This window comes from Streptomyces sp. NPDC048420 (assembly GCF_040651535.1).
GTDB lineage: Bacteria > Actinomycetota > Actinomycetes > Streptomycetales > Streptomycetaceae > Streptomyces.
In genome coordinates this window covers 191,535-215,477 of record NZ_JBEZKG010000017.1, presented here as the reverse complement: position 1 = coordinate 215,477, position 23,943 = coordinate 191,535, and the positions used below count along the sequence as shown (strand labels likewise).

General features: G+C 66.3%; 20 protein-coding genes and 4 pseudogenes. 15 read left to right on the top strand and 9 right to left on the bottom strand.

Annotated elements, in window-relative coordinates; genetic code table 11:
• From AB0D34_RS30970 to AB0D34_RS30955, 4 genes are all read left to right on the top strand, one after another.
• Positions 1-1,623 carry a class I SAM-dependent DNA methyltransferase gene (locus tag AB0D34_RS30970; protein WP_362667321.1) on the top strand — a complete coding sequence of 541 codons (1,623 nt, stop codon included), beginning with the start codon at positions 1-3 and terminating at the stop codon, positions 1,621-1,623.
• Entirely contained in the window at positions 1,616-2,881 is a 1,266-nt protein-coding gene (locus tag AB0D34_RS30965) for a restriction endonuclease subunit S (protein ID WP_362667318.1), read from the top strand. The genes AB0D34_RS30970 and AB0D34_RS30965 overlap by 8 nt, the downstream gene beginning before the upstream one ends.
• The gene (locus AB0D34_RS30960; protein WP_362667316.1) at positions 2,878-6,156 is read left to right on the top strand and encodes a type I restriction endonuclease subunit R; all 3,279 of its coding nucleotides are present in this window, start codon (positions 2,878-2,880) and stop codon (positions 6,154-6,156) included. Before AB0D34_RS30965 ends, AB0D34_RS30960 begins: the two co-directional genes overlap by 4 nt.
• Before the next feature lie 157 nt (positions 6,157-6,313).
• On the top strand, positions 6,314-7,570 hold the full coding sequence (locus AB0D34_RS30955; RefSeq protein ID WP_362667313.1) for a hypothetical protein: 1,257 nt from the start codon (positions 6,314-6,316) through the stop codon (positions 7,568-7,570).
• Between the two features lie 24 nt (positions 7,571-7,594).
• On the opposite strand, the pseudogene AB0D34_RS30950 reads toward AB0D34_RS30955, so the two are convergent.
• The 6 genes and pseudogenes from AB0D34_RS30950 to AB0D34_RS30925 form a co-directional block, all read right to left on the bottom strand.
• Positions 7,595-7,838 (bottom strand): annotated as a pseudogene (locus tag AB0D34_RS30950) (aminotransferase class I/II-fold pyridoxal phosphate-dependent enzyme); the annotation flags it as partial.
• Between the two features lie 36 nt (positions 7,839-7,874).
• A complete protein-coding gene (locus AB0D34_RS30945) occupies positions 7,875-9,098 on the bottom strand; it encodes a hypothetical protein (protein ID WP_362667311.1) in 1,224 nt (407 codons plus the stop codon).
• Positions 9,098-10,357 (bottom strand): N-6 DNA methylase, encoded by a 1,260-nt coding sequence (locus AB0D34_RS30940; RefSeq protein ID WP_362667309.1) that lies wholly within the window; start codon positions 10,355-10,357, stop codon positions 9,098-9,100. The genes AB0D34_RS30945 and AB0D34_RS30940 overlap by 1 nt, the downstream gene beginning before the upstream one ends.
• Positions 10,358-10,605: 248 nt before the next feature.
• Positions 10,606-10,797, bottom strand: a complete 192-nt coding sequence (locus AB0D34_RS30935; RefSeq protein WP_362667307.1) for a hypothetical protein — start codon at positions 10,795-10,797, stop codon at positions 10,606-10,608.
• A gap of 361 nt (positions 10,798-11,158) precedes the next feature.
• Positions 11,159-12,481: a 7-cyano-7-deazaguanine synthase gene (locus AB0D34_RS30930; protein ID WP_362667304.1), complete on the bottom strand. Its 1,323-nt coding sequence runs from the start codon at positions 12,479-12,481 to the stop codon at positions 11,159-11,161.
• The gene (locus tag AB0D34_RS30925) at positions 12,478-13,266 is read right to left on the bottom strand and encodes a hypothetical protein (protein WP_362667301.1); all 789 of its coding nucleotides are present in this window, start codon (positions 13,264-13,266) and stop codon (positions 12,478-12,480) included. Before AB0D34_RS30925 ends, AB0D34_RS30930 begins: the two co-directional genes overlap by 4 nt.
• Positions 13,267-13,736: 470 nt before the next feature.
• Between AB0D34_RS30925 and AB0D34_RS30920 the strand changes: the two genes are divergently transcribed.
• Positions 13,737-14,489, top strand: coding sequence for a hypothetical protein (locus tag AB0D34_RS30920; protein ID WP_362667299.1), 753 nt, complete (start codon positions 13,737-13,739; stop codon positions 14,487-14,489).
• A gap of 337 nt (positions 14,490-14,826) precedes the next feature.
• On the opposite strand, the gene AB0D34_RS30915 is transcribed toward AB0D34_RS30920, so the two are convergent.
• A complete protein-coding gene (locus AB0D34_RS30915) occupies positions 14,827-15,048 on the bottom strand; it encodes a DUF5615 family PIN-like protein (RefSeq protein WP_362667297.1) in 222 nt (73 codons plus the stop codon).
• Positions 15,045-15,689 (bottom strand): DUF433 domain-containing protein, encoded by a 645-nt coding sequence (locus AB0D34_RS30910; protein ID WP_362667294.1) that lies wholly within the window; start codon positions 15,687-15,689, stop codon positions 15,045-15,047. The genes AB0D34_RS30915 and AB0D34_RS30910 overlap by 4 nt, the downstream gene beginning before the upstream one ends.
• A 2,189-nt stretch (positions 15,690-17,878) precedes the next feature.
• Between AB0D34_RS30910 and AB0D34_RS30905 the strand changes: the two genes are divergently transcribed.
• The 10 genes and pseudogenes from AB0D34_RS30905 to AB0D34_RS30860 all read left to right on the top strand — a co-directional run bounded on the left by AB0D34_RS30905 (position 17,879) and on the right by AB0D34_RS30860 (position 23,471).
• Positions 17,879-18,976 carry a helix-turn-helix transcriptional regulator gene (locus tag AB0D34_RS30905; protein WP_362667292.1) on the top strand — a complete coding sequence of 366 codons (1,098 nt, stop codon included), beginning with the start codon at positions 17,879-17,881 and terminating at the stop codon, positions 18,974-18,976.
• Positions 18,977-19,101: 125 nt separating this feature from the next.
• Positions 19,102-19,614, top strand: a pseudogene (locus AB0D34_RS30900) (phosphorothioated DNA-binding restriction endonuclease); the annotation flags it as partial.
• 64 nt (positions 19,615-19,678) lie between these two features.
• On the top strand, positions 19,679-19,957 hold the full coding sequence (locus AB0D34_RS30895; protein WP_362667289.1) for a CopG family transcriptional regulator: 279 nt from the start codon (positions 19,679-19,681) through the stop codon (positions 19,955-19,957).
• Complete coding sequence (locus AB0D34_RS30890) at positions 19,954-20,379, top strand: PIN domain-containing protein (protein WP_362667286.1); 426 nt, start codon at positions 19,954-19,956, stop codon at positions 20,377-20,379. The genes AB0D34_RS30895 and AB0D34_RS30890 overlap by 4 nt, the downstream gene beginning before the upstream one ends.
• A gap of 50 nt (positions 20,380-20,429) precedes the next feature.
• Positions 20,430-20,808 (top strand): annotated as a pseudogene (locus tag AB0D34_RS30885) (helix-turn-helix domain-containing protein); the annotation flags it as partial.
• A 288-nt stretch (positions 20,809-21,096) separates the two neighbouring features.
• On the top strand, positions 21,097-21,639 hold the full coding sequence (locus AB0D34_RS30880) for a DUF5994 family protein (RefSeq protein ID WP_362667394.1): 543 nt from the start codon (positions 21,097-21,099) through the stop codon (positions 21,637-21,639).
• A 4-nt stretch (positions 21,640-21,643) separates the two neighbouring features.
• Positions 21,644-21,868 carry a hypothetical protein gene (locus AB0D34_RS30875; protein WP_362667283.1) on the top strand — a complete coding sequence of 75 codons (225 nt, stop codon included), beginning with the start codon at positions 21,644-21,646 and terminating at the stop codon, positions 21,866-21,868.
• Between the two features lie 32 nt (positions 21,869-21,900).
• Positions 21,901-22,220: pseudogene (locus tag AB0D34_RS30870) on the top strand (hypothetical protein).
• Complete coding sequence (locus AB0D34_RS30865; protein ID WP_362667280.1) at positions 22,175-22,447, top strand: hypothetical protein; 273 nt, start codon at positions 22,175-22,177, stop codon at positions 22,445-22,447. The pseudogene AB0D34_RS30870 and the gene AB0D34_RS30865 overlap by 46 nt, the downstream one beginning before the upstream one ends.
• 499 nt (positions 22,448-22,946) lie before the next feature.
• Positions 22,947-23,471, top strand: a complete 525-nt coding sequence (locus AB0D34_RS30860; RefSeq protein WP_362667278.1) for a DUF5994 family protein — start codon at positions 22,947-22,949, stop codon at positions 23,469-23,471.
• Positions 23,472-23,537: 66 nt separating this feature from the next.
• Here AB0D34_RS30860 and AB0D34_RS30855 read toward each other — a convergent pair whose 3' ends face one another.
• A complete protein-coding gene (locus AB0D34_RS30855) occupies positions 23,538-23,936 on the bottom strand; it encodes a DUF5994 family protein (protein ID WP_362667275.1) in 399 nt (132 codons plus the stop codon).
• Positions 23,937-23,943 lie beyond the last annotated feature (7 nt).

Sequence of the window (23,943 nt, the reverse complement as noted above, 5' to 3'; positions counted from 1 at the left end):
ATGGCTACCGCTGCGAAGAAACCCACTGAACAGGCGGAGTTGTTCAGCGCCTCCACCGCCAAAGAGATCCAGGCGATCCTGTGGAAGGCCGCTGACAAGCTGCGCGGATCTATCGACGCCGCGCAGTACAAGGAGTTCGTCCTTGGTTTGATCTTCCTGAAGTACGTCTCCGACGCCTTCGACGAGCGCCGCTCCGAGCTCGCCGCGGAACTCGCCGATGACGGCATCACCGAGGACCGGATGGACGACTTCCTGGAGGACCGGGACGAGTACACCGGTGCCCACGTCTTCTGGGTTCCGGAGACCGCCCGTTGGACGTGGATCGCCACCCACGCCAAGAGCCAGGGCGTCGGCAAACTCCTCGACGACGCGATGGACGCCGTCATGCGCGAGAACGCCTCGCTCACGGGCGTCCTGCCGAAGATCTTCAACCGCGACAACGTCGACCAGAAGCGTCTCGGTGAACTCGTCGACCTCATCAGCGACGCCCGCTTCGGCGGCAGCGGCGACAAGCCCGCGCAGGACGTGCTGGGCGAGGTGTATGAATACTTCCTCGGCAACTTCGCGCGGGCCGAGGGCAAGCGGGGCGGCGAGTTCTACACCCCGCAGTCCGTCGTCCGGCTGATCGTGGAGATCCTGGAGCCTTACGAGGGACGGGTCTACGACCCGGCGTGCGGCTCGGGCGGCATGTTCGTCCAGGCGGCCAAGTTCATCGAGGCCCACGCCGGGCGCGCCCACAAGGCCGACATCTCCGTCTTCGGCCAGGAACTCAACGAGCGCACCTGGCGCCTGGGCAAGATGAACCTCGCCATCCACGGCATCGACGGCAACCTCGCCCCCCGCTGGGGCGACACCTTCGCCGACGACAAGCACCCCGACCTCAAGGCCGACTTCGTCATGGCCAACCCTCCGTTCAACATCAAGGACTGGGCGAGGGACGAGAGCGACCCGAGGTGGCGGTACGGGGTACCGCCGAAGAGCAACGCCAACTACGCCTGGCTCCAGCACATGATCGCCAAGCTGGGCGAGCGGGGAACCGCCGGCATCGTCCTGGCCAACGGCTCCATGAGCTCCCAGCAGAGCGGAGAGGGAGAGATCCGCCAGGCGCTGGTGGAGGCCGACCTGGTGGCCTGCATGGTCGCGATGCCCTCCCAGCTGTTCCGCACGACGCAGATCCCGGCCTGCCTGTGGTTCCTGGCCAAGGACAAGACCCCGCAGGGCGCGAAGCGCCTGGACGACCGGCGCGGCGAGATCCTGTTCATCGACGCCCGGAACATGGGCGAGATGGTGGACCGGACGGAGCGTGTGCTGACGGAGGTCGACCTCGCGAAGATCGCCGGTGTCTATCACGCGTGGCGGGGAACGGCGTCGGCCCGCGAGGCGGGGCTTACATACGCGGATGAGGCTGGGTTCTGCTTCTCGGCCGACCTCGCGATGGTCCGGGAGTACGGGTACGTGCTGACGCCGGGGCGGTACGTGGGAGCTGTTGAGGCGGAGGAAGAAGGCGCAGAGGCGGTAGCGGAGCGGATCGCTGCGCTGACGGAGGAGTTGTACGGGCTGTTCGACAGGTCGGCGGAGCTGGAGAAGACGGTCCGAGTGCAGTTGGGGAGGGTCGATGTCTGAGTGGAACAGGGTCCCACTCGAATCCTTGTTGAAGAGTGGGGTCTCGTACGGAATTGTGCAGCCGGGATCGGCTGAGGCGACCGGGGTGCCGATCGTACGTGTCAAGGATGTACGCAATGGAAGAATCGATACAAGTGATCCCCTGCGCGTATCTCCTGACGTTGAGGTCAAATATTCGAGAACCCGTCTACAAGGCGGTGAGGTCCTCTTGACCCTGGTTGGGTCTACGGGGCAGGTGGCAGTCGCTTCAGATCGGCTTGCCGGGTGGAACGTAGCTAGGGCAATCGGAGTACTGCGGCCCATCTCGGACATTTCTCCTCGATGGCTGCAGTATTTTATTGAATCCGAGGTTGCTCAGCAGTACATTCGGGAACACCTGAACACAACAGTGCAGGCCACGCTCAATCTCAAAGACGTGCGTGTACTCCCGGTACCCCTTCCGCCGCGTCAAGAACGTGAAGGAATTATTTCCGTAATTGGGGCGCTGGATGACAAGATCGCCGTCAACGAGCGCATCGCGAACACCGCCAGCGAGCTGGCCAGTGCACACTTCAGGAGGCAGTTTGCTCTGGCCCTCAAGCACGTTTCCGACGGCACGCCCCCACCGCCTGAGTGGACTCTCTCGACTATCGGTGCTTCCGCTTCAATTGTCGAGACAGGGACACGTCCCAAAGGTGGCGTAGCGCAGTACACCTCTGGAGTGCCGAGCATTGGGGCTGAAAGCGTCATCGGGCTCGGAAAATTTGACTTCAGTAAGACCAAGTTCATTCCCGAAGAATTCTTCACTGCAATGCGTAGGGGAATTGTACAGGATCGGGACATCCTCGTTTACAAAGATGGTGGCAAGCCGGGAGACTTTAAGCCCCACGTCACTCTGTTCGGTAATGGTTTTCCGTTCCCTAAGATGTGTATCAATGAGCATGTCTATCGTGTGCGCTTGATGCCTAGCATCGGTCAGGAATTCTGCTACTATTGGTTGTCTTCCGAGCCACTTATGACGGAGATGCGTCGACGGGGCACGGGTGCGGCTATCCCTGGGATGAATTCGACAGCCTTCAAGAACTTGCCGTTGGTTATCCCAGCCCCCGAAATCATCGAGTCATTTACGCGTGTCGCTGCTCCTCTGGTGGACAGAGCGTTGATGTCGGCCGCTGAGTCCCGCACCCTCGCCGCCCTCCGTGACACCCTCCTCCCCCAGCTCATGTCCGGCCGCCTTCGCGTCAAAGACGCCGAGAAGATTGTCGAGGATCACACATGACGCACGACGGTGAGAGCGCAAGCAGAAGAAGCCAGAACCACCGCCCCCTGGAAGCCGACTGGGAGTTGCTCGCCCTCGATGAACTCGCCGAGCTGGCCTGGCGGCCTGCCTCCGGCAACGAGTTCGCGCCCGGATCCGGGCACCGCAAGTCGTGGGACGACCTGATCCTCTACCCCGACCTCCGTGAGGCGATCGAGCGGCTCAACCCCGAGCTGCCCCCGGACGCCGTGCGCGACGCCATCGCTGCTGCGGCGACCCCGGAGTCGCAGGACACGTACGAGGAGAACCGCACCGCCCACGGATACTTGACCACCGGCATCCGCTCCGTCGTCTACACCGACGCGTTCGGCGCCGAGCACAACCCGACCGTCCGTCTCGTCGACCTGACGAACCCGGACGGGAACACGTACCGCGCGCTGAACCAGGTCACCGTCGTCGACGGCGAGAAGCGGCGCCGCTTCGACATCGTCCTGTACGTCAACGGACTCCCGCTCGCCGTACTGGAGTTGAAGCGCGCCGGCGACGAGAACGCCACGCTCCAGGACGCGCACTCCCAGGTCTCCCGGTACGTAAAGGAGTTCCCGACCGCCTTCCGCTACAACGCGGTGGTGCTGCTCTCCGACGGCGTCACGGCGAAGTACGGCACGCCTTTCACCCCGTACGAGCACTTCGCGCCGTGGAACACGGATGAGTCCGGGGCCCGCGTCGACCCGTTCACCGCGGACGGCGATGGGGTGGCTGATTCGGGCCAGAACCTGGCGCTGCACGGGCTGTTCACCCAGCCCCGATTCCTCTCCCTCTGCCGGTCCTTCATCAACTTCGTGCCGTCCAAGCAGATGAAGCGCATCGCGAAGCCGCACCAGTACTTCGCGGTGACCCGGGCCGCGGAGAAGGTGCGCGAAGCGGCAGCTGGTGATGGGAAGGCCGGTGTTGTCTGGCACACGCAGGGCTCGGGCAAGTCCGAGGAGATGGTGCTCACCACGGCGATGGTGATGAGCGACCCGGCCCTGCTGAACCCGACCGTCGTCGTCATCACCGACCGCAACGACCTCGACGACCAGCTGTACTCCACCTTCCTGGAGAGCGAGATCCTCCCGGGTACTCCTCTCCAGGTCGCGACCCGGGCCAAGCTGCGGGAGGAGCTCGCGGCCAAGCGGACCGGCGGCATCCTCTTCACCACCCTGCAGAAGTTCGGCAAGACCAAGGAGGAGAAAGAAGCGGGGTCCGACCACCCGCTGCTCTCCGACCGGCGCAACATCGTGGTCGTCGTCGACGAGGCCCACCGCAGCCACTACGACAACCTCGACGGCTACGCCCGCCACCTGCGCGATGCCCTCCCGCACGCCACGCTTCTCGCCTTCACCGGAACGCCGATCTCCGAGGCCGACCGGAACACCCGCCAGGTCTTCGGCGGCTACATCGACATCTACGACCTCAAGAGGGCCGCCGACGACGGCGCGACGGTCAAGGTCTTCCACGAGGGCCGGGTCATCAAGCTCGTCCTCGGCAAGGACGTCGACCCGACGAAGATCGACGAGGAGGCCGACCGCATCACCGACGGCCTCGACGACACCGAGCGCCGACGGGTCGAGACGGCCGTCGCCACGATGAATGCCATGTACGGCTTGCCGGCCCGTGTCAGGGATCTCGCCGAGGACCTGGTGGCGCACTGGGAGGAGCGGCGCGAGCGGATGCGACCGTTCGTCGGCGTCTCCGAGAAGGGCGGGGCGGCCGGCAAGGCGATGGTCGTCTGCGCGACCCGCGAAATCTGTGTCCGGGTCTACGACGCCCTGCGCGAGCTGCGGCCGGAGTGGCACAGCGACGAGCCGTCCAAGGGCGCGATGAAGATCGTCTTCTCCTCGAACTCCCGCAAGGACGAGGACCACCTGCTCGACCACGCGCTGCCCGACGGCCAGCGCAAGGCGGTCATCAACCGGGCCAAGGACCCCGACGACGAGCTGGAGCTGCTCATCGTCAACAACATGCTGCTGACCGGCTTCGACGCCCCGCCGGTCCACACCATGTATCTGGACCGTCCGCTCAAGGGCGCCAACCTGATGCAGGCCCTCGCCCGGGTCAACCGCCGCTTCCGCGGTAAGGAGGATGGTCTGCTCGTCGGCTACGCGCCGCTGACGGAGAACCTGCAGAAGGCGATCGCCGAGTACACGGACGCCGACCAGGAGGACCGCACCCTCGGCCAGGACCTCGACCGCGCACTGGACGAGCTGCGCAACGAGTACGACATCCTCAGCGACATCCTGCGCGGCTTCAACTGGCGTGCGCGTCTTGAACAGCCGACGGCGAAGGCGTTCGTCAACGCCGCCGGCGGGGCCGCCGAGTACCTCCGGAACCCGCGTACCCCCGGCAACGACCCGGAGAAGCTCGACGACCCCCGCCAGACCGTCGGCCGGCGTTTCCGCGACCACTCCCACCGCCTGGAGCGCTTCTACGCGCTGTCCGCCAGCGCCACGAACATCGGCGAGCGTTTCCCGGACCACCCGACCTGGCGTCGGGACATCCAGTTCTTCGTCGAGGTCCGCGCCTACATGGCCAAGCTCGACGCCGCGGACCGCGAGGCGCGCGGCCTGCCCGTCGCCCGCGACGTCGAGCTGTACCTTGCCCAGCTGACCTCGTCCGTGGTCGAGACCGGCGGGATATCGGACCTGTTCGCCGAGGCCGGCCTGGAGATGGCCGACCTGACGCACCTCAACGACGCGCTCGTCGCCAAACTCCAGGGCAGCGACACCCCTCACCTCGCGGCGGAGGCGCTGCGTCGGCTCATCGAGCAGAAGATGCGCGAGGTCACGCGTCACAACATCGTCCGCCGCACGGCCTTCTCCGACCGTCTGCAGGACCTGATGGTCCGGTACACGCGGCAGCAGTACACGAGCGCCGAACTCATCGCCAAGCTGGTCGAGATGGCCAAGGAGGTGGTCGAAGACGCTCGGCGCGGCGAGAAGTTCGATCCGCCGCTGAACTGGCGCGAGCTCGCCTTCTACGACGCAGTGGCCGAGCACGACTCGGCGCAGGAACTCATGGGCGATGAGATCCTGGCGAGCATAGCCCGCGACCTCGTCGCGGAGGTCCAGAAGAAACTCAAGCCCGACTGGATCGCCCGTGAACCGGTCCGCGCCGGTCTCCGCAGCGCCATCAAGCGCCTGCTGGCCCGCCACGGCTACCCGCCGGACCGTCGTGCGGAGGCGGTGAACCTGGTCCTGAAGCAGATGGAGCACTTCGCCGACGAGTGGGCCACCACCGGTATGCCGGACAGCTGAGCCCGCGCGGCCGCGTTGGTGCAAGAGCAGTGCACCCACATCCCGACCGGGTCGGGGCCGAGGTCTCCCGCCTTTGGAAGACCCCGCCCGCGGACCGGCGATCACTCTGCGAACTCCGACCACCTTCGACGGCGAGAAGCCACTTCAGGAGCGGACCATGGACAACGAGATTCAGCTGATCAGCGACGGGGACGGGCTGACAGTCATGGGGAGCGCGAAGGATGTCGAAAACTTCCTCGCTTCGGAGGGACTGCCGTCCAAGAGCCTCGGACCGCGATGGTACAAGTCCGTCTTCGCCACGGGTGCTGCAGTCGCCGAGGCAGGATCGGAGATCGCCGCCAACTCCGCTCACTGGGTGAAGCTGACCCCGAAATCGGCGCTGCTTCTCAAGAAGTATGGCCTGAGGGAGAGCGCGAAGACGGGGCTCAGCACGGGTGTGCTGAAGGGGCAGAAGGGTCAGATCAAGGGATTCCTCGAGTTCGCGCACGCGCCCCGATCGCTCCTGTCCAACCCGGCGACTCTTGCCAACGCCGGAAAGTTCATGGCGCAGGTTGCGATGCAACAGACCATGGACGAGATCACTGACTATCTCGCCGCGATCGACAAGAAGGTCGACGACGTACTGCGTGCCCAGAAGGACGCTGTGTTGGCCCGCATGATCGGAGTGGGCTTCGTGATCGAGGAGGCCATGACCATCCGAGAGAAGCGGGGCAGGGTCGACGAGGTCACTTGGTCGAAGGTGCACGCCGCGCCGGCGACGATCGCGGAGACGCAGGCGTACGCGCTGCGTCAACTCGACGCGCTCGCGGAGAACATGGAGCGTCAGACCAAGATCGGCGATCTCGCCACGATGGTCAAGGAGGCTGAGGGCATCGTTCGAGAATGGCTCGCCGTTCTGGCTCGCTGTTTCCAGTTGCAGGACGCGATCGCCGTACTCGAACTCGACAGGGTGCTGGACGCGTCCCCCGATGAGCTCAACGGGCATCGCCTCGGCCTGAAGGCCGCCCGGCAGGGCCGTCTGGAGCACATCTCGCGGAGCACCGAAACCCTGCTGGCCAGGATGGACTCCGCTGCTGGCGTGGCCAACGCGAAGGTGTTGCTGCACCCGACCACATCCCCGGCTGTGGTCCAGTTGAGCAACCAGGTCGCGACCGGCGTCCATGACTTTCACGTGCGGCTCGGAATCGAGTCCGGTGGCGACTCATCTGAGGCGAGGAGATGGACGGAAGCTGCCCTGGAGGTGAGGGACAGAGCGTTGGAAAAAGGAGTAAATGGTGTTGGTGCTGCCCGAAGCCTTGGCAACGAGACCCTCGACCGGGCCAACTCGGTGAAAAACAAGCTCTCCAGCGGTATCGCCGAGCGAGCGCGTCGTCTGCGCGGGAACGACGAGCAAGGCGACAAGAAGACTGAGTGAGCGTCGACCATCCCGGTATGCAAAGGCGATGACCTCCTCGTCCGGCTCCAGCAGCGCTGGCATGGTGGCGACGATGGCCTCGGTCGCGCCGGCGGTAACCAGGACCTCGGTGTCGGGGTCGATGGAGAGGTCGTAGAAGCGCCGTTGGTCGTCGGAGATCGCGGCGCGCACTTCCGGGAACGCCCGGGCCGGGCGGGAACTGGTTGCCCTTCCCCTCCCGCAGGGCGCGGGCGGCGGCCTCGCGGATCTCCTCAGGTCCATCGGCGTTCTCACGCGAGTGCCTGTGGGCGGGAGCAGGAGTGCCCTACTCTTCCCGCTCGGCTGTCGGTTCCCGGAGGACACCGGCCTTCGCTGAGATGTCGTGCAGGAGCGCGTCCCGCAGAGTGTGCAGCGTCGCGATCTTGGCGACCAGGAGTCGCGTCACGGCGTGCAGGGGATCGGCCATAGTGTGGAATTCGGTGCGCGTGAACTGGTCCGGCCAGGTGACCTCCAGGCGCTTGAGGGCGCCGGCGGAAATTTCCCGGCCGTTCTGGCCCTGCGCCAGCCGTGCGATGTCGCTGCTCCTGCTCCTGAGTTCGTGGAGCAGCCACCAACCGTCCTCGTCCTCAATCGGTCGTACGGCCACGACGCCTCTGAGAGGTGTTGCTGGTCGGCGCGGAACAGCGATGTGTGCGCCGTCGGAACGGGTGCTCAGCATCAAGGTGCCGGGAGGATGTGCCTCGCCGTCGTTCCCCGGACTGTTCAGACGGAACCTCTGGACGTGGGGCACGGGGAGGTCGTACAGATCTTTAGGGGCGATTACATCGGTTACATCGGTGATGGGTTCTGTGGGCAACGGCGGAAGCGAGCGTTCGGACCCTTTGCCCGTCTTCGGTTTGGCGACCTTCGCAAGCGGTCGTGTCTCCCACGGTGGCATCGTCGAGGCCCAGTCGTCATGGAGCGCGTCGGCCAGTTCCACCGCCTTGCGCGCGGTCTCTTTGTAGAGGGCGGTCATCTCCTCGATGAGGCCAAAGGCCCGGTGGTATGCGCTGATGACGTCTGGCGGGGGCAGCGGAAACGGCATGCGGTGGAGGGTGTCGAGGCTGATGGTGGGCTCGACATGTGCCGTCACGTCCTCGTCGATGCGGGCCTTCGCCGTGGGTGTCTGTAGCCAGATACGCAGCCACCGCACTATGTGCGGGTCAGCGCGAATGATGCCGATCGACCTGGTCGCTGTACTTCCCGCGTGCTCGGCGGTGACAAGTGCGGAATCGCCCACCCGTCGGACGAGTACGACAGCCAGGTCGCCCTCCCTGAGGGTTGCCCGGTTGGGCGGGGACGCGCCCGGCCGACACTCGTTGGCCCTGGGCGAGAGGATCCTGCCGTCCTGGACGAACGTCGAGCTGACGACTCCCGCAGCCTGATCAGCAGCCGCGTCGTCGAGGAAACCGGAAGTGGTGTAGATGCGCCTGCGGATCCGCTCGACTTTGATGGAGGTCGTCTGCCAAGCCGCTCTACCCGAGGCGACCTGGTCGGCATTGGCTTCCATCAGATCTCCTCCAAGATGTCCAGCAGTCGGAGTTCCAGGTCGCGCATCTGGTCGAACTGATCGGCCAGTTCGAGCTTGAGCTGCTCGACCCGGCTCCGTGTGTCCCGCTCGGGGCTGGGAGGCTCCACAGCGTACGAAGTCGGCATCAGGCTGGACTCGCGGTCGGCGATCTCCTTGGTGGAGCAGCTTCGGGACCAGCCAGCTGCGTCGTTGTACGGCGCGGCCGTGGCACCGTCCTCGAAGAGGCCACGCCAAGCCGCCAGGGTGGCCAGGATCGCTGCCGTGTTCTTGTCGCCCAGCCTCCGTGCTCTCGAATTCGGTACCGGTTCGAAGGCTCGCCGCGCGTTGATGAAAAGCACCTGCTCGCGACGGTCCCGGACACCCCAGCCGGGGCGCGCGCTCTTGTCCTTGTTGAGCACCCACAGACAGGCGGGGGCTTTGGTGTGACCGAACACGCGTGGTGGCAGAGCGATTACGCACTCGACGAGATCGTCACGCAGGAGGCGTTCGCGGAGCCTTCGGGTGACGGGTTGTCTGCTGTTGGCCACGCTGTCGGCCATCAGGAAGACGGCACGTCCGGCCGGAGCCAGCGCGTGTGCGATGTGCTGGATCCAGGCGGAGTTGGCGGACCCTCGGGACGGCGGTTCCTCCGTCCACCGGGGATCGACAGGGAGCGTGGGAGCCGACAGGCGGGTACTCTGCTCCGTCTTGTCCTCCGGTGCCCAGTCGCGCTGGTTGAAGGGAAGGTTAGCCAGGACGATGTCGTGGGGCTCGAGTTCGGGCTCCGCGAGGCTGTCCCCGGGCGGGAAGACGTGAGCCGTGATCCCCCGTACCGCGAAGTTCATGCGGGCCACCTGTGAGGTGTGGGCGTGCTGTTCCTTCCCCTGCAAGGACATAGTCGGGTGCAGCTCGACGCGTTCGCGGACATAGCAGTAACTCTCGACGAGCAGTCCCCCTGAACCGCAGACCGGGTCCAGCACTCTGTGCCCGTCGCGGGGGACAGCCGCACCGACCATGAGACGCGCCATGTCACCCGGCGTGAAGTAGTGACTGCCGTCAGCCTGGGTCTGGTTCGCCGAGAGGTCACTGAGGCACTGTTCAAGCAGGGACCCGACTCGCTGGGTGGAGCCGATGGTCTGGATGAGAGCGTGCAGTGATCCTTCGGAACCGGAGGGCGGAACGGGCATCAGGCTCCCCGTGCCCGCGTCGGCGCCCTGTTCGTCGGCTGCGGGAAGCCAGTGGCTCAGACACTTGCTCACGGCAGCGCGGATTCCCGAACCGCGCCCTGCCGACTGACCCAGCAACCACGACCATGTCGGTACGCCGGTGCCGTGAGCGGCGTGCGCGGTCCGGCTCAGGTACAGGAGCCCGAGGACTAGGCGAGTCGCGTCATGGGCGTTCATCAGCCGCGAGAGGTGCGTGCGGTGTCGGCGCACCTTCGCAAGCACCTCATCCAGCGAGGAGTCACCCTCGGTCTGCACGTGTCCTCCAAGGGCACTCATGTCACTCACGAGCCCACCACACCCAGGGCGCCCATGACCACGATGAGGAGCGTCAGGGAGCCGCCAAAGGTCAGTGCTCCGGTCTTGAAGGCCGCCGTGGGACGCCCTCCCTCGACGACGGTCACGACGCTGCCGGCCAGAGCGGCGACAAGCGCAGTGAGGACCGCGATGATCACGTACATCAGCCTCAGTTGCACGTGGTTCCTTCCTGAGGTCGGGGGATCTCCCAGTGGACGAGTGAGCCGGTGATCCCTGGCTTCAGGAAGGACAGTAGAAGACGTAGGCCGCGCGCTGCTGGGTGCACGCCATTTGGGATTTCTTTAGGCGCGCGCCCAAGATACAAGCACTTCAGGCAAGTGCACGTCGTTTGGGAGTCAAGACAACGAGTCGGCGAGGAGGCGTATCCGGGCCTTCGACTCACGATCCGAATGGGTAGGCGAAAAGCCTTGACCCAGATCAGTGGACGCTCTGCGCAGGTACTGCGTCCAGGACACCTCGACGATGCCGTCCCATGACCACCAAAGCGGCCTGGTGCGAGCCGGATCTCGCCTGCGCCGCCTACGCCGCGTCAGCTGCCTCCGTCGCATCCGCAATCTGAAGCAGCCGGGCCAACTCTTCCCGCCCGCGCCTGATCAATTCGAAGGCCACCACCGGATCCATGTCCGACGGCAGCGGAGTATCGGTGAGGAGATCCGTAAAGGTGTACCTGCCGAGCAGCCACCGCTGCAGCGCCCGCCAGTCGGCACCCCGGTCAAGCGGTAGGCCGTCCGCCCACGGCAATGCCTCGTACTGGGTACCGTCGATGCCGTTGGCGTGGAGTAGCCCGGAGCGGCGCACGAGGCACGGAAAGCAGACGCCGCAGTTGGCGATGGGAGGGCCGCCGCTTCGGCGGGTTGGCGGCTTGCCGCAGCTCAGGGTGGACTCCAGGTCGGACGGCGTGAGCCCCGCATCACGTCCGGCCTTGCACACCTCGCCTTTCGTAAGCTGCGCCAAGGGGTTGATCACCTGCACCGCATTCTCCGTGTCACTCACGGCAGTCACCAAGGCGTTGAGACTGGCCAGCGTCCGCGGGTGTACGGAGCGCGTGGAGCAAGCGGCCGAACGTGCTGGTGTCAGCGGCGGATTGAGGGCGAGTTGGCCGTTCTCGGGGATGTGGACGGTACCCACCCCGTGCGCGGTGGCCGCGCGGATCGCGCCCGCCGCGTACAGCAGACCACGTGTACGGGAGGAGGTCTCCAGCCGCGACCCCGAGCCGTCGCCCGCCGGTGTCTGGCTCATCGGTAACAGCAGCACCGGCCGTGCTCCGTCCAATTGCTCGACAGCCTTGTATACCCGCTGCTGGAGACGCAGCAGGCCGATCTCGCGGAACATCACGAGCAGCAGCGGTCGGGAGTCGTCGGCGCGCGAACGGGTAGCGGCCCAGCTGAGGGAATCCAGTCCGCCGGAGAACAACGCGACTTCCGAGGCACGCGGGTCGTCGGGAGAGACCATCGCCTCCTCGACGTAGTGACCGGTGAGGGGACGGAAGTCCACGTTCCAGAGGTCCCCGGTGAGGACTTGGAGAAGCGCAGTGAGGTGGGTACGGACCGCTGCGCTTGCCCACCGCTCGTGTTCCGTGACGGGCACGGCGAGACTGATGCGGCGGGTCCACCTGTCCCGTACTCCGGTCCGGCGTACGTACTTGTCGGCGATGAAGGCAGCCCTGGCGACGCGGAACAGATCCTCGGCCCAGTCGGGGACGGAACCGGGCAGATGGTGCCGACCGGTGATGCGGCGCTCCTTTTCCTGGAAGGCTTCCTCGCCGATCTCCGTCCAACGGTCGCCACGAGGTCGGTCGCCCCGGGTGCCGCGCCACCACAGGAAGTCGTCGGAATCGGTCACGCTGCAGCTCCCTCTTCTCCGATGATCTCCTCAGTGATCAGGCCAAGCACCTTTCCGACCGCCCGCGGTACCAGCAGCTCGGCAATCTTGGGCAGTACGGCCGACGGATCCTGCACAGCGCCCACCACTGACTGCGCGGTATCCACAGCCTGTGCAAGGCCCGTCGCTTCGGCGGACTCCTCACAGGGACTCGGCACCAGGTCCACCACCTTGTCCGCGACCCAGCCGGCAATCCTTCCTTCCGGATCGGTCGCGATGAGCACCGGGACCGCCAGCTTGACGTGCTCGGCGACAACGGACCTGAGGAACTCCCCCACCATGTCGGCGAAGAACACCTGGTAGAGGTCGCACAGGATGTCCCAGGTGAAGCCGCCGCCGACGGCACCTCCGCCCATGGCGTCGTCCAGCTCGGGATGTCTGCTCCGAACATCGCGGACCGCCGCGGCCATCCCCCTGCGCGCCGCGGCGTCGGCGAGTGTGCCACCGTCCCCACCGACCTCCGAGACGAGACGCGCGACAAGCGCGTCCTCCGACTCCGCGCCCTCTACGGCCAGCGACCCCAGGGCTCCGGCGAGCCGTTCACCGGCCGCGCAAGCCGTGTCGTACAACCCGAAAGCCGATCGATCGGCACGGAGCGTCTCGTGCAGGGCGCTCAGGTGGTCCGCCGCGATCTCCTCCAGCCGCTGATCCGCGTTCCGCGAGTCATCCCGCCAGCGCGCCAGCCGCCTCCCTGCGGAGCCCCACTGATCGCCGTTCGGTCCCTTCCACCGCGTGGATGTCCCCACATCGCCCCCAACGATGGTGTCCGAACCAGCACTTCGTCCATGGCATCAGACCGGACGATCCCCAGGTAGGGCGGGACTCGGCCAGGGCGCCGCGCACCAACCAGGTGCTGAAACAGCCAGGGATATCACTTCCCGTGACGCCCACACCTAGAGGCGTGACGAGCCGTAGCGCTGAGTCACATACACCACGCAAGTCCCCATTCAGGGCAGGTCACGGGCTGGCAAGATTGGCCCTTGCGTCGCATGTCCTGTTGTTCATCCCCTCTGCAGAGGGGCTCACTGACGGCGTATCAAATCAGCAATCACTGACTGCCCACACCAGACGACATCAGTCGCTTGAAAACCGCTTGCGGTCCAAGTCCGGTCACAAGTCGTCATCGGGCACACGGGCAGCCGGCAGACGGGGCGACCACGCCAGCATGGATTCCACGGTCGTGCACGAGAACACGGTGCAGCGAAGGGTGGAGCCCATGGCCAAGCTCACGGAGGAGCAGAAGCGCCAACGAGCGGCCAAGCGTGCTCTGCGCTCGGCCCTCGAAGCCGAAACGGATGACCGTCGTCGCCGCGAGCGGGATGAGCGGTGGAAGCGAGAAGGTACGTGCCTCAGCTGGGCGGACTACATGGCCGGTGAGCCCTGTCGGGGCTGCGGAGACCCCATGTACGACGGACTGGGGGACTGGTATCCCCTCATGAAGCTGTCCGAGTCGGAGAAGCGCGAGTACGAGGAAGCCAACCAGAGGTTCCGCGAGCGGCACGCCGACTGCCGGGATGCTCGGTGGTCCGTCAGCGGTTCTCGGGTGACGCACTGCTGTTTTTGTTGCCCGCCACCGCCGATGGGGCCGAAGCAGATGGAGAAGCTCGCCAGGCTGTTCTCGTCCTGGCCCTCACGGGAGGAGAGCAAGAAAGACCTCGATACTTGGGACCTCACTCTCCGTTGCGACCATGTGGTGCCCCACATTCAGCATCGCGAGCACAGCCACGTTTCCACCCGCGTCGTCGACTGCCCGGAATGCGGAGAGCGTCGCGGAGTAGTGAGCACTGAGCGGGTAGGGCCCGCGTACCGCGACGACGGGACCATCCGTGAGCGCTCGGCAGCTGATCGAGAGCGGATCGCCCGGGAACTGGCAGCCGCCGAGGCGAAGATGACCCGTCAGCAGAAGAGCGCGGCGGCAACCCAACGGCGCATCGCCGAGCTCCAGGTTGAGCTCGGCAGCGAGTCTTGATGAGACGAAGCGCAGTTGGCGGCGCCGCGTCATTTCTCGGCATCGCTTCCCATGGGCTGCCGGCCGGGAGCCCTCGTGTACCGCGGTGTCAGGACTCAGCGGCCGAATCACGCCCCGGCCAGTGCTTCGGCGGGGCGACGGCCGGGTCCGTGATCCGGAGCCGGTTCTGCCGGGTCGGGTCGATCGATGTCAGGGCGACGAGACGTTGGCCGTCGGCTGTTTCGAGTTCGGACAGGGCGTGGGGAAGGGCAGCGCAGACGGTGGCGATCGCCGTGCCCAGGCCGACCAGGCCACCGTGCTTGTTGTTCTGGCGGTACTCGATGCGATGCAGGCCCGACTATGCGATGGCCGCCACTTCGAGTGGTCGGCTGAGTTGCTTGGTGTCGTTGGTGATGACGACGTCGAAGTCCTCGGCCTGGGCCCTGGCGTACAGCTCGATGTCCTTCGTGCCCTTCCAGCCCTTGAGGTCATGGACGTGGACGACGTCGTGTGCCTTCAGCAGGATCCGGACGATCTCGGTCATGGGGCGGGGCACGTTCTCGTCGAGCAGCAGTTTCAAGCGACGACCTGCCTGGGCTCGCTGCTGCCGTAGCTGTCGACGTACTCGCTGAAGTCGGCCGCGTCGCGGGCGGCCTCGGCCGTCACCCCTGGGTAGAACTCACCGATCTGGTCCGGTGGGACGCCGTCCCTCACGAGGGCTGCGACATCTGACGCGGGGATCCTGGTGCCTTGGATGACCGGTTCGCCGCCTCTGACCGACTCGTCGACCGCGACGTGCTCACGGGGGGCGAGCAGAGCGGGAATGCTGCGGCCGTCCTTGTAGAAGGGAGCGAGCACATCCACCATCTGGTGGATGACCACGTTGCCCCCCTTGATCAGGTCTACGGCGTGGTCAGGCTCGGCCAGATAGATGGTGTCCGGGCCCGCGACGAGTTTGTACGAGGAGAGGTGCTCCCACTCGCCGAGGTCTTCCCGGAGCGTGTTCAACGCACGGCGGATCTTCTGCAGCGAAGCCTCTTCGCGCAGCTGCACACAGATGCGGAGTGCGACAACGTCGCGGAACGAGTAGAGGATCGGCCTCTCGCTGGAGATCTCGGGCACGAGCACGGCGCCCTTGGGCCCGGAGGCTCGGCGCCAGTGGGACAGCTGGCGCAGCGTGGCACCGGAAAGAGCCGCGGCGAGTTTGGGCTCGTACGACACCGCGTGCCTCCTTCCGCCCCCATCGATATCGGCCTGAACGTACCCCATTCTCCTGGAGGCCACTCGGTACAGAAACCGAAGGGCCCATTCAGGGTGAGCCTGGCACGCTCCCTGCCATGACCGCCCTCGGCGTCGCGCTCCGTGAAGAGGCGACCCTCGAACTCCTGGTGGACGACCTGTCACGCTAGGCATAGGAACGTCGACGCCTCCGTGCCGGGCTTGGGAGCCATCTGGGAGCCGACCCGCTCCCGAAGCCCCCTCCACACCACCCGAGACCAACCGGGACCACCACCCTGACCTGTGCGAACACAATCCAGGCAGGCAAGATCACCAACCGAACCTCATTCGGGACGAAGAGGTCGTGGGTTCAAATCCCGCCACCCCGACAGTGAAGTACCAGGTCAGGGGCCTGATCCACCAAGTGGATCAGGCCCCTGACGGGTTTCTGGAGATCGTTTGGGAGAAATCTGGGAGAAGATCTTGGTCGGGCTCTCCCAGGGGGTGACTGGTGAGGCCGTCTCAAGTGCGACGGCTGAGGGCACTCGGACCTGCGCGTTCGCGAATCCAGCCTCGCGGTCGGCCGGGAACGCCATGCCAGCCCACCTCAACCGCCCCTGAGGATCACGACACATGGCATGCCATCACTCAGCGCGTCCCCACGACCACGCCCGCGCGCTCGCCCCTCGCGTGCGGGCCTGCGGGGAACGCTGACCCGGCTTGAGAGCGAGGGAGCGATCCAGCCGGGTTTCTTCACCGTCGGAGCGGTCGCCGAGGCACTTAAGATCTCCCTCGATGAGCGCTTCCGCGAATCCAAGGTCCCTCCCAGCCCCTGGTTCGCTGGATACGAAGGCCGGGACATCGACTCGTTCGTCGCCTCTCTCCTCGACAGCCGCATCGCTGTCGCGGCGGATGTACGACTCACGCCGATCAGCCGCAAGAGGTCGTGTCCCTCTTCGTGGTGTAAGCGACCTTGCTCGACGAGTTCCGGTAACCGCGCGTCGGCCACGCCATGGGACATGGCTCCGGGGTCGCGCAGCGGCTGACCTGCCGTCAGCGCCATGCGCGGCCCCGAACCGCACCGATGCGGCGATGACCTGCGGATTCCGGCGCCTTGATCCGCTACACCACCTGGCGGGACGCCACCCCGCAAGAAGGGCTTCAGTGCCCCCGGCCACCGAAATACGAAGAACTCGCTACGACTTCGATGAGCCCGAACGCTGTCACCGAGCTTGCCGCGGAGAAGCATCTCGCACTCCCATGCCGAAGCAGCGGCCCACGGAGCCTCGTGCCGACATGGGCATCCGCAGCACTGAGCCATGCCGCCCAAGGGGCGCCCGGCAGTGACGCGGGATGGCCATCGACCGCGCGCCTGTGAGGCTCGGATGCACCTTGTGAGGCCACAGACTCGCCGTCCCCTGCGGCGTGTCTGGTGTACCGGGTGGCGGAGACATCTCCGCCACCCGGTTGCGGCGATGCTGCGTCAACAACACCCCGCCGAGGGGTCCTGGTCCGGGTCGAGGCACAAGAAGCCCTGGTGCGCCGCGTGTTGTTCACACTCCACCGACGCTAGGGAAACGATGGTCTGCGGCGGGCTAACTACGCAACGGCTCCGTGGACACAGAGGGGCAGAGAAAGGCACCTGACCAGCCGATTTATACGAAGACCGAGTTCTTCAATTTGGGCTTCACGCTCCATTTCTCGAAGAACCAGGGTGCCGATTCTTCATCTTTCGTCTGAAGGGCTACCCCCTGTTGCCCTCGCCGGTAAAGATGTTCGTGGCAGGGCGTCCAGCGTCAACTGGCCCCTGTTGGCTCAACTTTGTCCGGGTCGTGGAGCTGGTCGTCGCTGACGCGAGGGCCTAGCTCCGTTTTAGGAATCGAGATCTCATGGCCATCATCCGTTCCCGAGCTCTCTCTCACGGGGAGCCTGCCTTCGGGCGCTATGTCCGTCAGGGTTCAGTGGCTACCGCCCTATGTATACGCAAGCCGCCAGCCTCCGCAGCCATTCTGGCTTTGGTGCTTGCGGGAGTGAACTTGCTGGTCATGGTCGGCTGCACACCTCACGTCGCTGTCGCGACGGTGGCCGCCAGCGGAATCGTCGCAGCCGACCTTCGCCTGCGCCTGTCCTGACCACGGTGGGCGCCGGGTACGCCCGGCGCCCCATCTCCAACGAAGGGAGGATGACCAGCCTTGGCACGTCCCAACAAAGAACTGCCCGATGAGCCAAGTTTTCCGTGTGTGGCGCTCGCTGTCGAACTGCGAGCGGTGCGGAAGCGCGCCGGCCTGAGCCTCAGCCGCCTATCACAGTTGTCGGGACTGTCGACCGGCACACTGTCAATGGCGCAAGGCGGAGTCAGCGTGCCCAGCGAAAAGACACTCAAGGCGTTCGTCGAAGCCTGTGGCGAGACGGACACGACTCCGTGGCTCGTCCGACGCGAGTCCGCCCTGCGTGGGGGACGTCCGGCATCGGCAGGCCCAAGCACCAAGCGCATGGCCCACGAGGACCGCATCCGTCCCGCGTGGCGGGGAACATGGCTGCGATGGGATAAGACCGGCAAACTGACCCCTCCTTCGCAGGCCACAGGTCCTCGAGCACTGCCCTTCTGGCTGTCGGGGCTGCGCGCTTACCGGTCGGTGTCGTTCCGCGCGATGGCCCGAGAGTGCGGCTACGCACACTCCACACTTGCCGCGATGGCTGGTGGACATCAGCCGGTGACGGTGCGTGGGCTGCTGGCCTTTCTCGACGCGTGCCGGGTGACAAGCTTCACGGAGAGGGTCGAGTGGCTGGATCTTTTGGAACGCACCTGTACGAGCCCTCGTCGCCGCCTTGATGCTGCGCGCGAACAAGTGCGTTTGCGTACTCTGATGTCCGGAAGAATCCCGGGTGCCTCCGACACTGTGGCTCCCGGCCAGCAGGAAGAGGGCGACGGCAGTGCGCGCGACTGGCCGGAGCTGCCGAGGCCCGCGTGGCCGAGGCAAAGGGCCGTACACGTCGACCGGCACCTTCTCAAGGTCGACTTGCAAGCGCTGAACCGTTACTACGGTGCGCAGTTCGTTCCCCTGCTCGCACGCCATACGGGCATCACTGTCACGACTCTGCAGCGCTACCTGCACAATGAAGTGGGCTTTCTCAGTGCCGACCAGATGAACCGGCTGGCAGCTGCCTTGGTGAGGCTGGGAAACACGCCACCGCCCCGAGATCGCCTTCATTCCGTCCTACTGCCCTTGGCCGACTGGAATCGGCGCCCCGCGCAACCTCGCCGCAGGCTCATCCCCTCACAGGCATAGGCCAGAGAGTCCGGCTGCCCTGGGAGCCGCTTGGGAGCCAACCCGCTAACGAATCCCCCGCCACGCCAACCGAGAGCAATCGAGACCTTGCCTCTGACCAGCGCAAACTCCACCCGCGCTGGCAGCTCGACCTGCACTTCCCGCCTTCACTCGACGGCGACCTGTGCGAAGCCGTCGGCCTGGAGCTGGAGCCGGCGGAGACAGGACAGCTCTCGGCCGCCGTGCGGAGGCGGCGGGATCCGCGGATGCGGGAACAGGTCCTGACAGCCTACGAGTATCAGTGCGCCTCCTGCGGCTACGACGGCAGAATCGGCACGGTGCCGGTCGGGCTGGAGGCCGCGCACGTGCGCTGGTGGGCGTTCGACGGACCGGACGACGTCGACAACGGACTGTGCCTGTGCTCGCTGCACCACAAGCTCTTCGACATGGGTGTCCTCGGTGTCGGCGAGGGCCACCGAATCCTGGTCTCCCAGCGCTTCGTCGGCCACAGCCCCGCCGCCCGCGAACACGTCATCGCGCTCGCCGACCGACCACTCATCGGACCTCAACCAGGCGCCCACCCCGTCGCGGCGATCCACCGCTCCTGGCATACCAGCCAGGTCTTCCACGGCAGTCCACGCCCCGCCACAGCCGCCTGATCGCTGAGCATCGATCACGCGCCCCACTGGTAAGAAGTACGATACCGAGAGTATGGTCTCTTGTATGGCGACGAAGAAGGTAACCGTGACGATCCCCGAGGATCTCCTGGACGAGATCCGCGCGGACGCGGCAGAGCGGGGCCTGTCGGCATACGTCGCCGAGGCACTGCGCTTCAAGCGCGACCGGGACCGACTCCGGGAACTGGCCGACTGGCTGCAGGAAGAACACGGACCCGTCACTGACGACGAGCATGCGGCTGCGCTCGACGAGCTCGAGGAACTCGACGCCGAACACGAGCGGCGCCGCGCCTCCGGACAGCACAACGCCGGAGAGGCTGCGTGAAGAAGCGCGCGGGTGAGCACCGACCGCGACCGCTCCGTGTCTTTGTACTGGACTGTGAAGCCCTGTCCCTCGCGGTACGCGGCGATCGGAAGATGATCGCCTGGCTCGACCTCGCGGCACGCGGAGAGGCCGAAGTGGTGACGTCGCCAATGACCCTGGTCGAGGCGTACGACGGCAGAACCACCGAACAACGCTGGGACTGGGTACTGTCCCGACTCCAGGTCGCCGACATCGGCAAGGACGAGGCTCGCCAGGCACGCCGACTCCTGGCCGACGCCAAGTTGCACGGCCACAAGTACGCGATCGACGCCGTGCTCGCCGTCATTGCGCAACAGCAGAAGGGACAGGTCACCGTCTTCACCTCGGACGTCGACGACCTGGAGAAGCTGGTCCCGGACACCATCGTCGTCAAGAAGGTGTGACCCGACCCGCGCCCCCTCCAGCACCCGCTCCGTCGCAAGCCGGAACGGCCCTGTCCCACCTCGCCCCCAGACGAATCGGTCATGTCCCCTGCGGTGGTGTAGCCGGGTGGTCGCGGGAGCGGCTCGCCAAGGAAGCCGGCATCGCTGTAGGAACGCTGGCCCGTCTGGAGAGCGAGCGATCCAGCCAGGTTTCCTGACCGTCGGAGCGGTCGCCGAGGCACTTGAGATCTCTCTCGATGAGCTCTTCCGGGAGACCAAGATCGCTCCCGGCCTCTGGTCCGCTGGATACGAAGGCCGGGACATCGACTCGTTCGTCGCCTCTCTCCTCGACAGCCGTATTGATGTCGTGGCGGACGTACGACCTACGCCGATCAGCCGCAAGAAGGGCTTCAGCAGGACCCGGCTCGGCAGGCGCTGGCCGAGGCCGGCACCGAAGCCCAGGGGCGCGAGCATGTCGGATTCGGTCATGGCGTGTGCGCCGGTCTGCGGGATTCGGTGTCGCCGCCGAACGCGGGATCTCGCCCTCTCAGTCGTCCTCTCACCGTAAGTCGTATGCCGCCGCACCGGCTGCGCTCGCTCACGAGCACGTCCCGGACCTCGGAGCGGCGTAGAGTGACGGCACCGGGAGTACTTCGCACACCGGCCGCCACGTCGGTGTTGTTCCCGGCGAGCAACAACACCGGCCTCCGGGGGGAGGCTCGGGGACAGGTCCGTGTCATGACCGCGACCATCGAACCTACGATCATCAAAGAGCGGCTGCCTTCGGCGTCGGCCCGGCTGTCCCTGACCCCGACCGGCTCGGTTCCAGGTCTCCTGGACGGTGCCTGGTGGCCCCGCTCCCGTGATCTCCTCCGGGAGATCCCCGCTCTGACGGACGCGCTGGACGTGTGCTGGGGCCGGATCACCCAGGTCACCGTGAACCCGGCCCACTGGCCCGTCATCCCGCGTAGGGTCCCCGTCACGGGGCACACAGTGCATGTCGGCTGGTTCACCGACGAGCAGGACCCGAACAAAGTGATCCTCTTCTCCTACACGGTGGGCCGCCTGGACCTGCTGGTGATCCCTCCGGAGACGGAGCCGGCCGCCGCCGCCCGGCTGATGGCAGCAGCAACCGTTCCGGGAGGTGTCCGCACGGCCAGCGGTCTGATGGCCGACGAGGCCATGAGCCACGACGCGGCGGAGACTCGGAGCCGGGAAGAGGAGTGGGAGACCGACGGCGGAGCCGCGACCGGGATCCTGAGTTCCGCCCCGAGGAGGTGAGGACGTGGAGGCAGCCGTCACCGTCGCCGTGATCACCATCGTGATCATCGTGGGAATGTTCCTGATCCACCGGCTCAACGCGCAGCATGACGAGAGGATCGGGGCGTTCCGCTACAGCGATGCCCTTCCGGGAATCGGTCGGCGGAACCGTAAGAGCCCACGTGGGACCGCGCCGAAGAGTCCTCCTGGCGACGCCACACGCCGTGAGCATCGAGACGGGAGCCGCTGATGACGCAGAGTCTGTATGAGCAAGGGGTCACCATGAAGGCACCGGAACTGCCGTCGGCCGGGCACGCGGAGTTCGTATCGTCGCCGCGGACCCGGAGGCGGCTCGCCCTGCCGCGGAGACTCTCCGCCGTTGTCTCACCGCCACCGAAGCACGCAGCTACCCCGCAGGCGCTGACGGCGGAACACGTCTCCACCTCACCGTGGACACCACGCGCATGGCGGCGCCGGTGCGCTCCTGGCTGTTGACCAGCCCGTCCTCCCCAGACGTACGGGTTTCCGTCGGTGTCGGCACGAGAGGCAGGCGACCATGGCGACACTGCACGAGCGGCAGCATTACCGCCAGGCGATCATGAAGCGCCTGTACGAGGCCATCGAAGGCAATCGCCTCCTCGGCCTCACCGGGGCGCAGCTGCGGGAGGGCCTTGCCATGCCCGAGGAGGACCTGGCCGCCGCCTGCACGTATCTGGCGGCCGAGGGACTGATCCAGGTCGACTGGGCGCGAGGAAACACACCCGCGATGGTCACACTGCTCCACAAGGGGATCCAGCTCATGGAGACCGAGGAGAAGGACAGTGACTGACACGGCCCAGGCCGCCCTCAGGGCTCCGGCCGGGCACATGACGGCCATGTCCTCCCATATGCGTGAAACGGCGCCCCGGGCCTATCCTGGTGAGTGGGTCTGCGCACTCTCACGTGCAACGACCCGGAAGGGCGGCCCCGGTGTGTATACGCCGGGGCCGTTGCGCACCACCTGCACATGACGCGGTGCTGTTTCTTCTGCTGCTCATCGGGGTGATGTCGTCGGCTTCGGCGCGTTCTTGCTGCTGGCAGCACTGGGTGCCACCGGTCGTCGCTGGACGGTTCGCCGGCGGTGACCGAGAACTCGGCGACCTCTTCCACACCCGCGAGCACGGCAACGTGAGCCGACGTCCAGGAGCGGTCCGTTCGGCCTCTTCGGGGAGTAGCGTGAATTCATCGGGAGCATTTCGCACACCGGCTCCGATGCCGGTTTCGTTCCCGGTGAGCAATCGACACCGGGCAGCTGCCCTCGCGCAGAGGTCCGGAGACGGGTTCGCGCGATGTCCGCGACCACCTCTCATCCCCCACTACGGGCCGTTCCCTTCAGGGCACCGACCGCACGAATCGCCCTGAAGGCCGTGAGTCCTTCACCAGGCCACGTCGAACTGGACGGTGCCTGGTGGCCTCGGTCACGTGACCTGACACACGAACTCTCCGCTCTGGCGGACGTGCTGGATCCGCTGTGGGGACGGATCACCCATATCGCCGTCAACCCGCGCCACTGGCCGATCCTCCCGCGCAAGATCCTCGTCAACGGCCATGTGGTGGAGGTCGGTTGGTTCACGTCGGAGCAGGATCCGCACAAGATCCTGCTGCTGTCCTATACGGCAGGCCGCTGGGCCCTCCTGGTGATACCCCCGGAGACCAGCGTCCCCTCCGCCGCCCGGCTGATGGCCGCCGCGAGCGCGAACACCGGCCCGCCGACGACCGCGACCGCCCTCCTGACGGCGGAACAGGCCGGCGAGACCTCCTCCTCGTACGAGGCCACCAGCGGCCGGCCCGGCCGGCTGGCGGTGGGGGTGTGACGGTCGCCGTCGCCGCCCCGGCCGTCGGTGCCTGATGATTCGCCGAGCAGTCCGTGGTGGGCCGGATCACACGTGACCACCTGCCGCGGCCGCCATGAGCGGTTCCGCTGTCTCCTCGGTCGTATCCGGAGGCACGACCAGCAGGTCCCAGCGCCCCCGGCCGGGGGCGAGCAGGACGATCGTGTGCGGGGCGGATGCCGCCACGGTCCTGCGCAGGCGTACGACCTGGTTGACGACGAGCATCCGGCCGGGCACCGCGGACCACGTCGCCCCGTTGACGGTGACGCTGGTGATGTGACCCCACGCACGCGGCAACCCGGCGAGCAGCCGGGGGAGTTCGGCGAGCAGGTCGTACGAACGGGGCCACCACGCTCCGTCGATGGGTCGGGGCATGCCGCTGCGGGCGGCGAGACGCAGCCGGAGGACGGGGTGGGAGGGAAGCGGGGACCGCAGTGCGGTGATCATGAAGGCT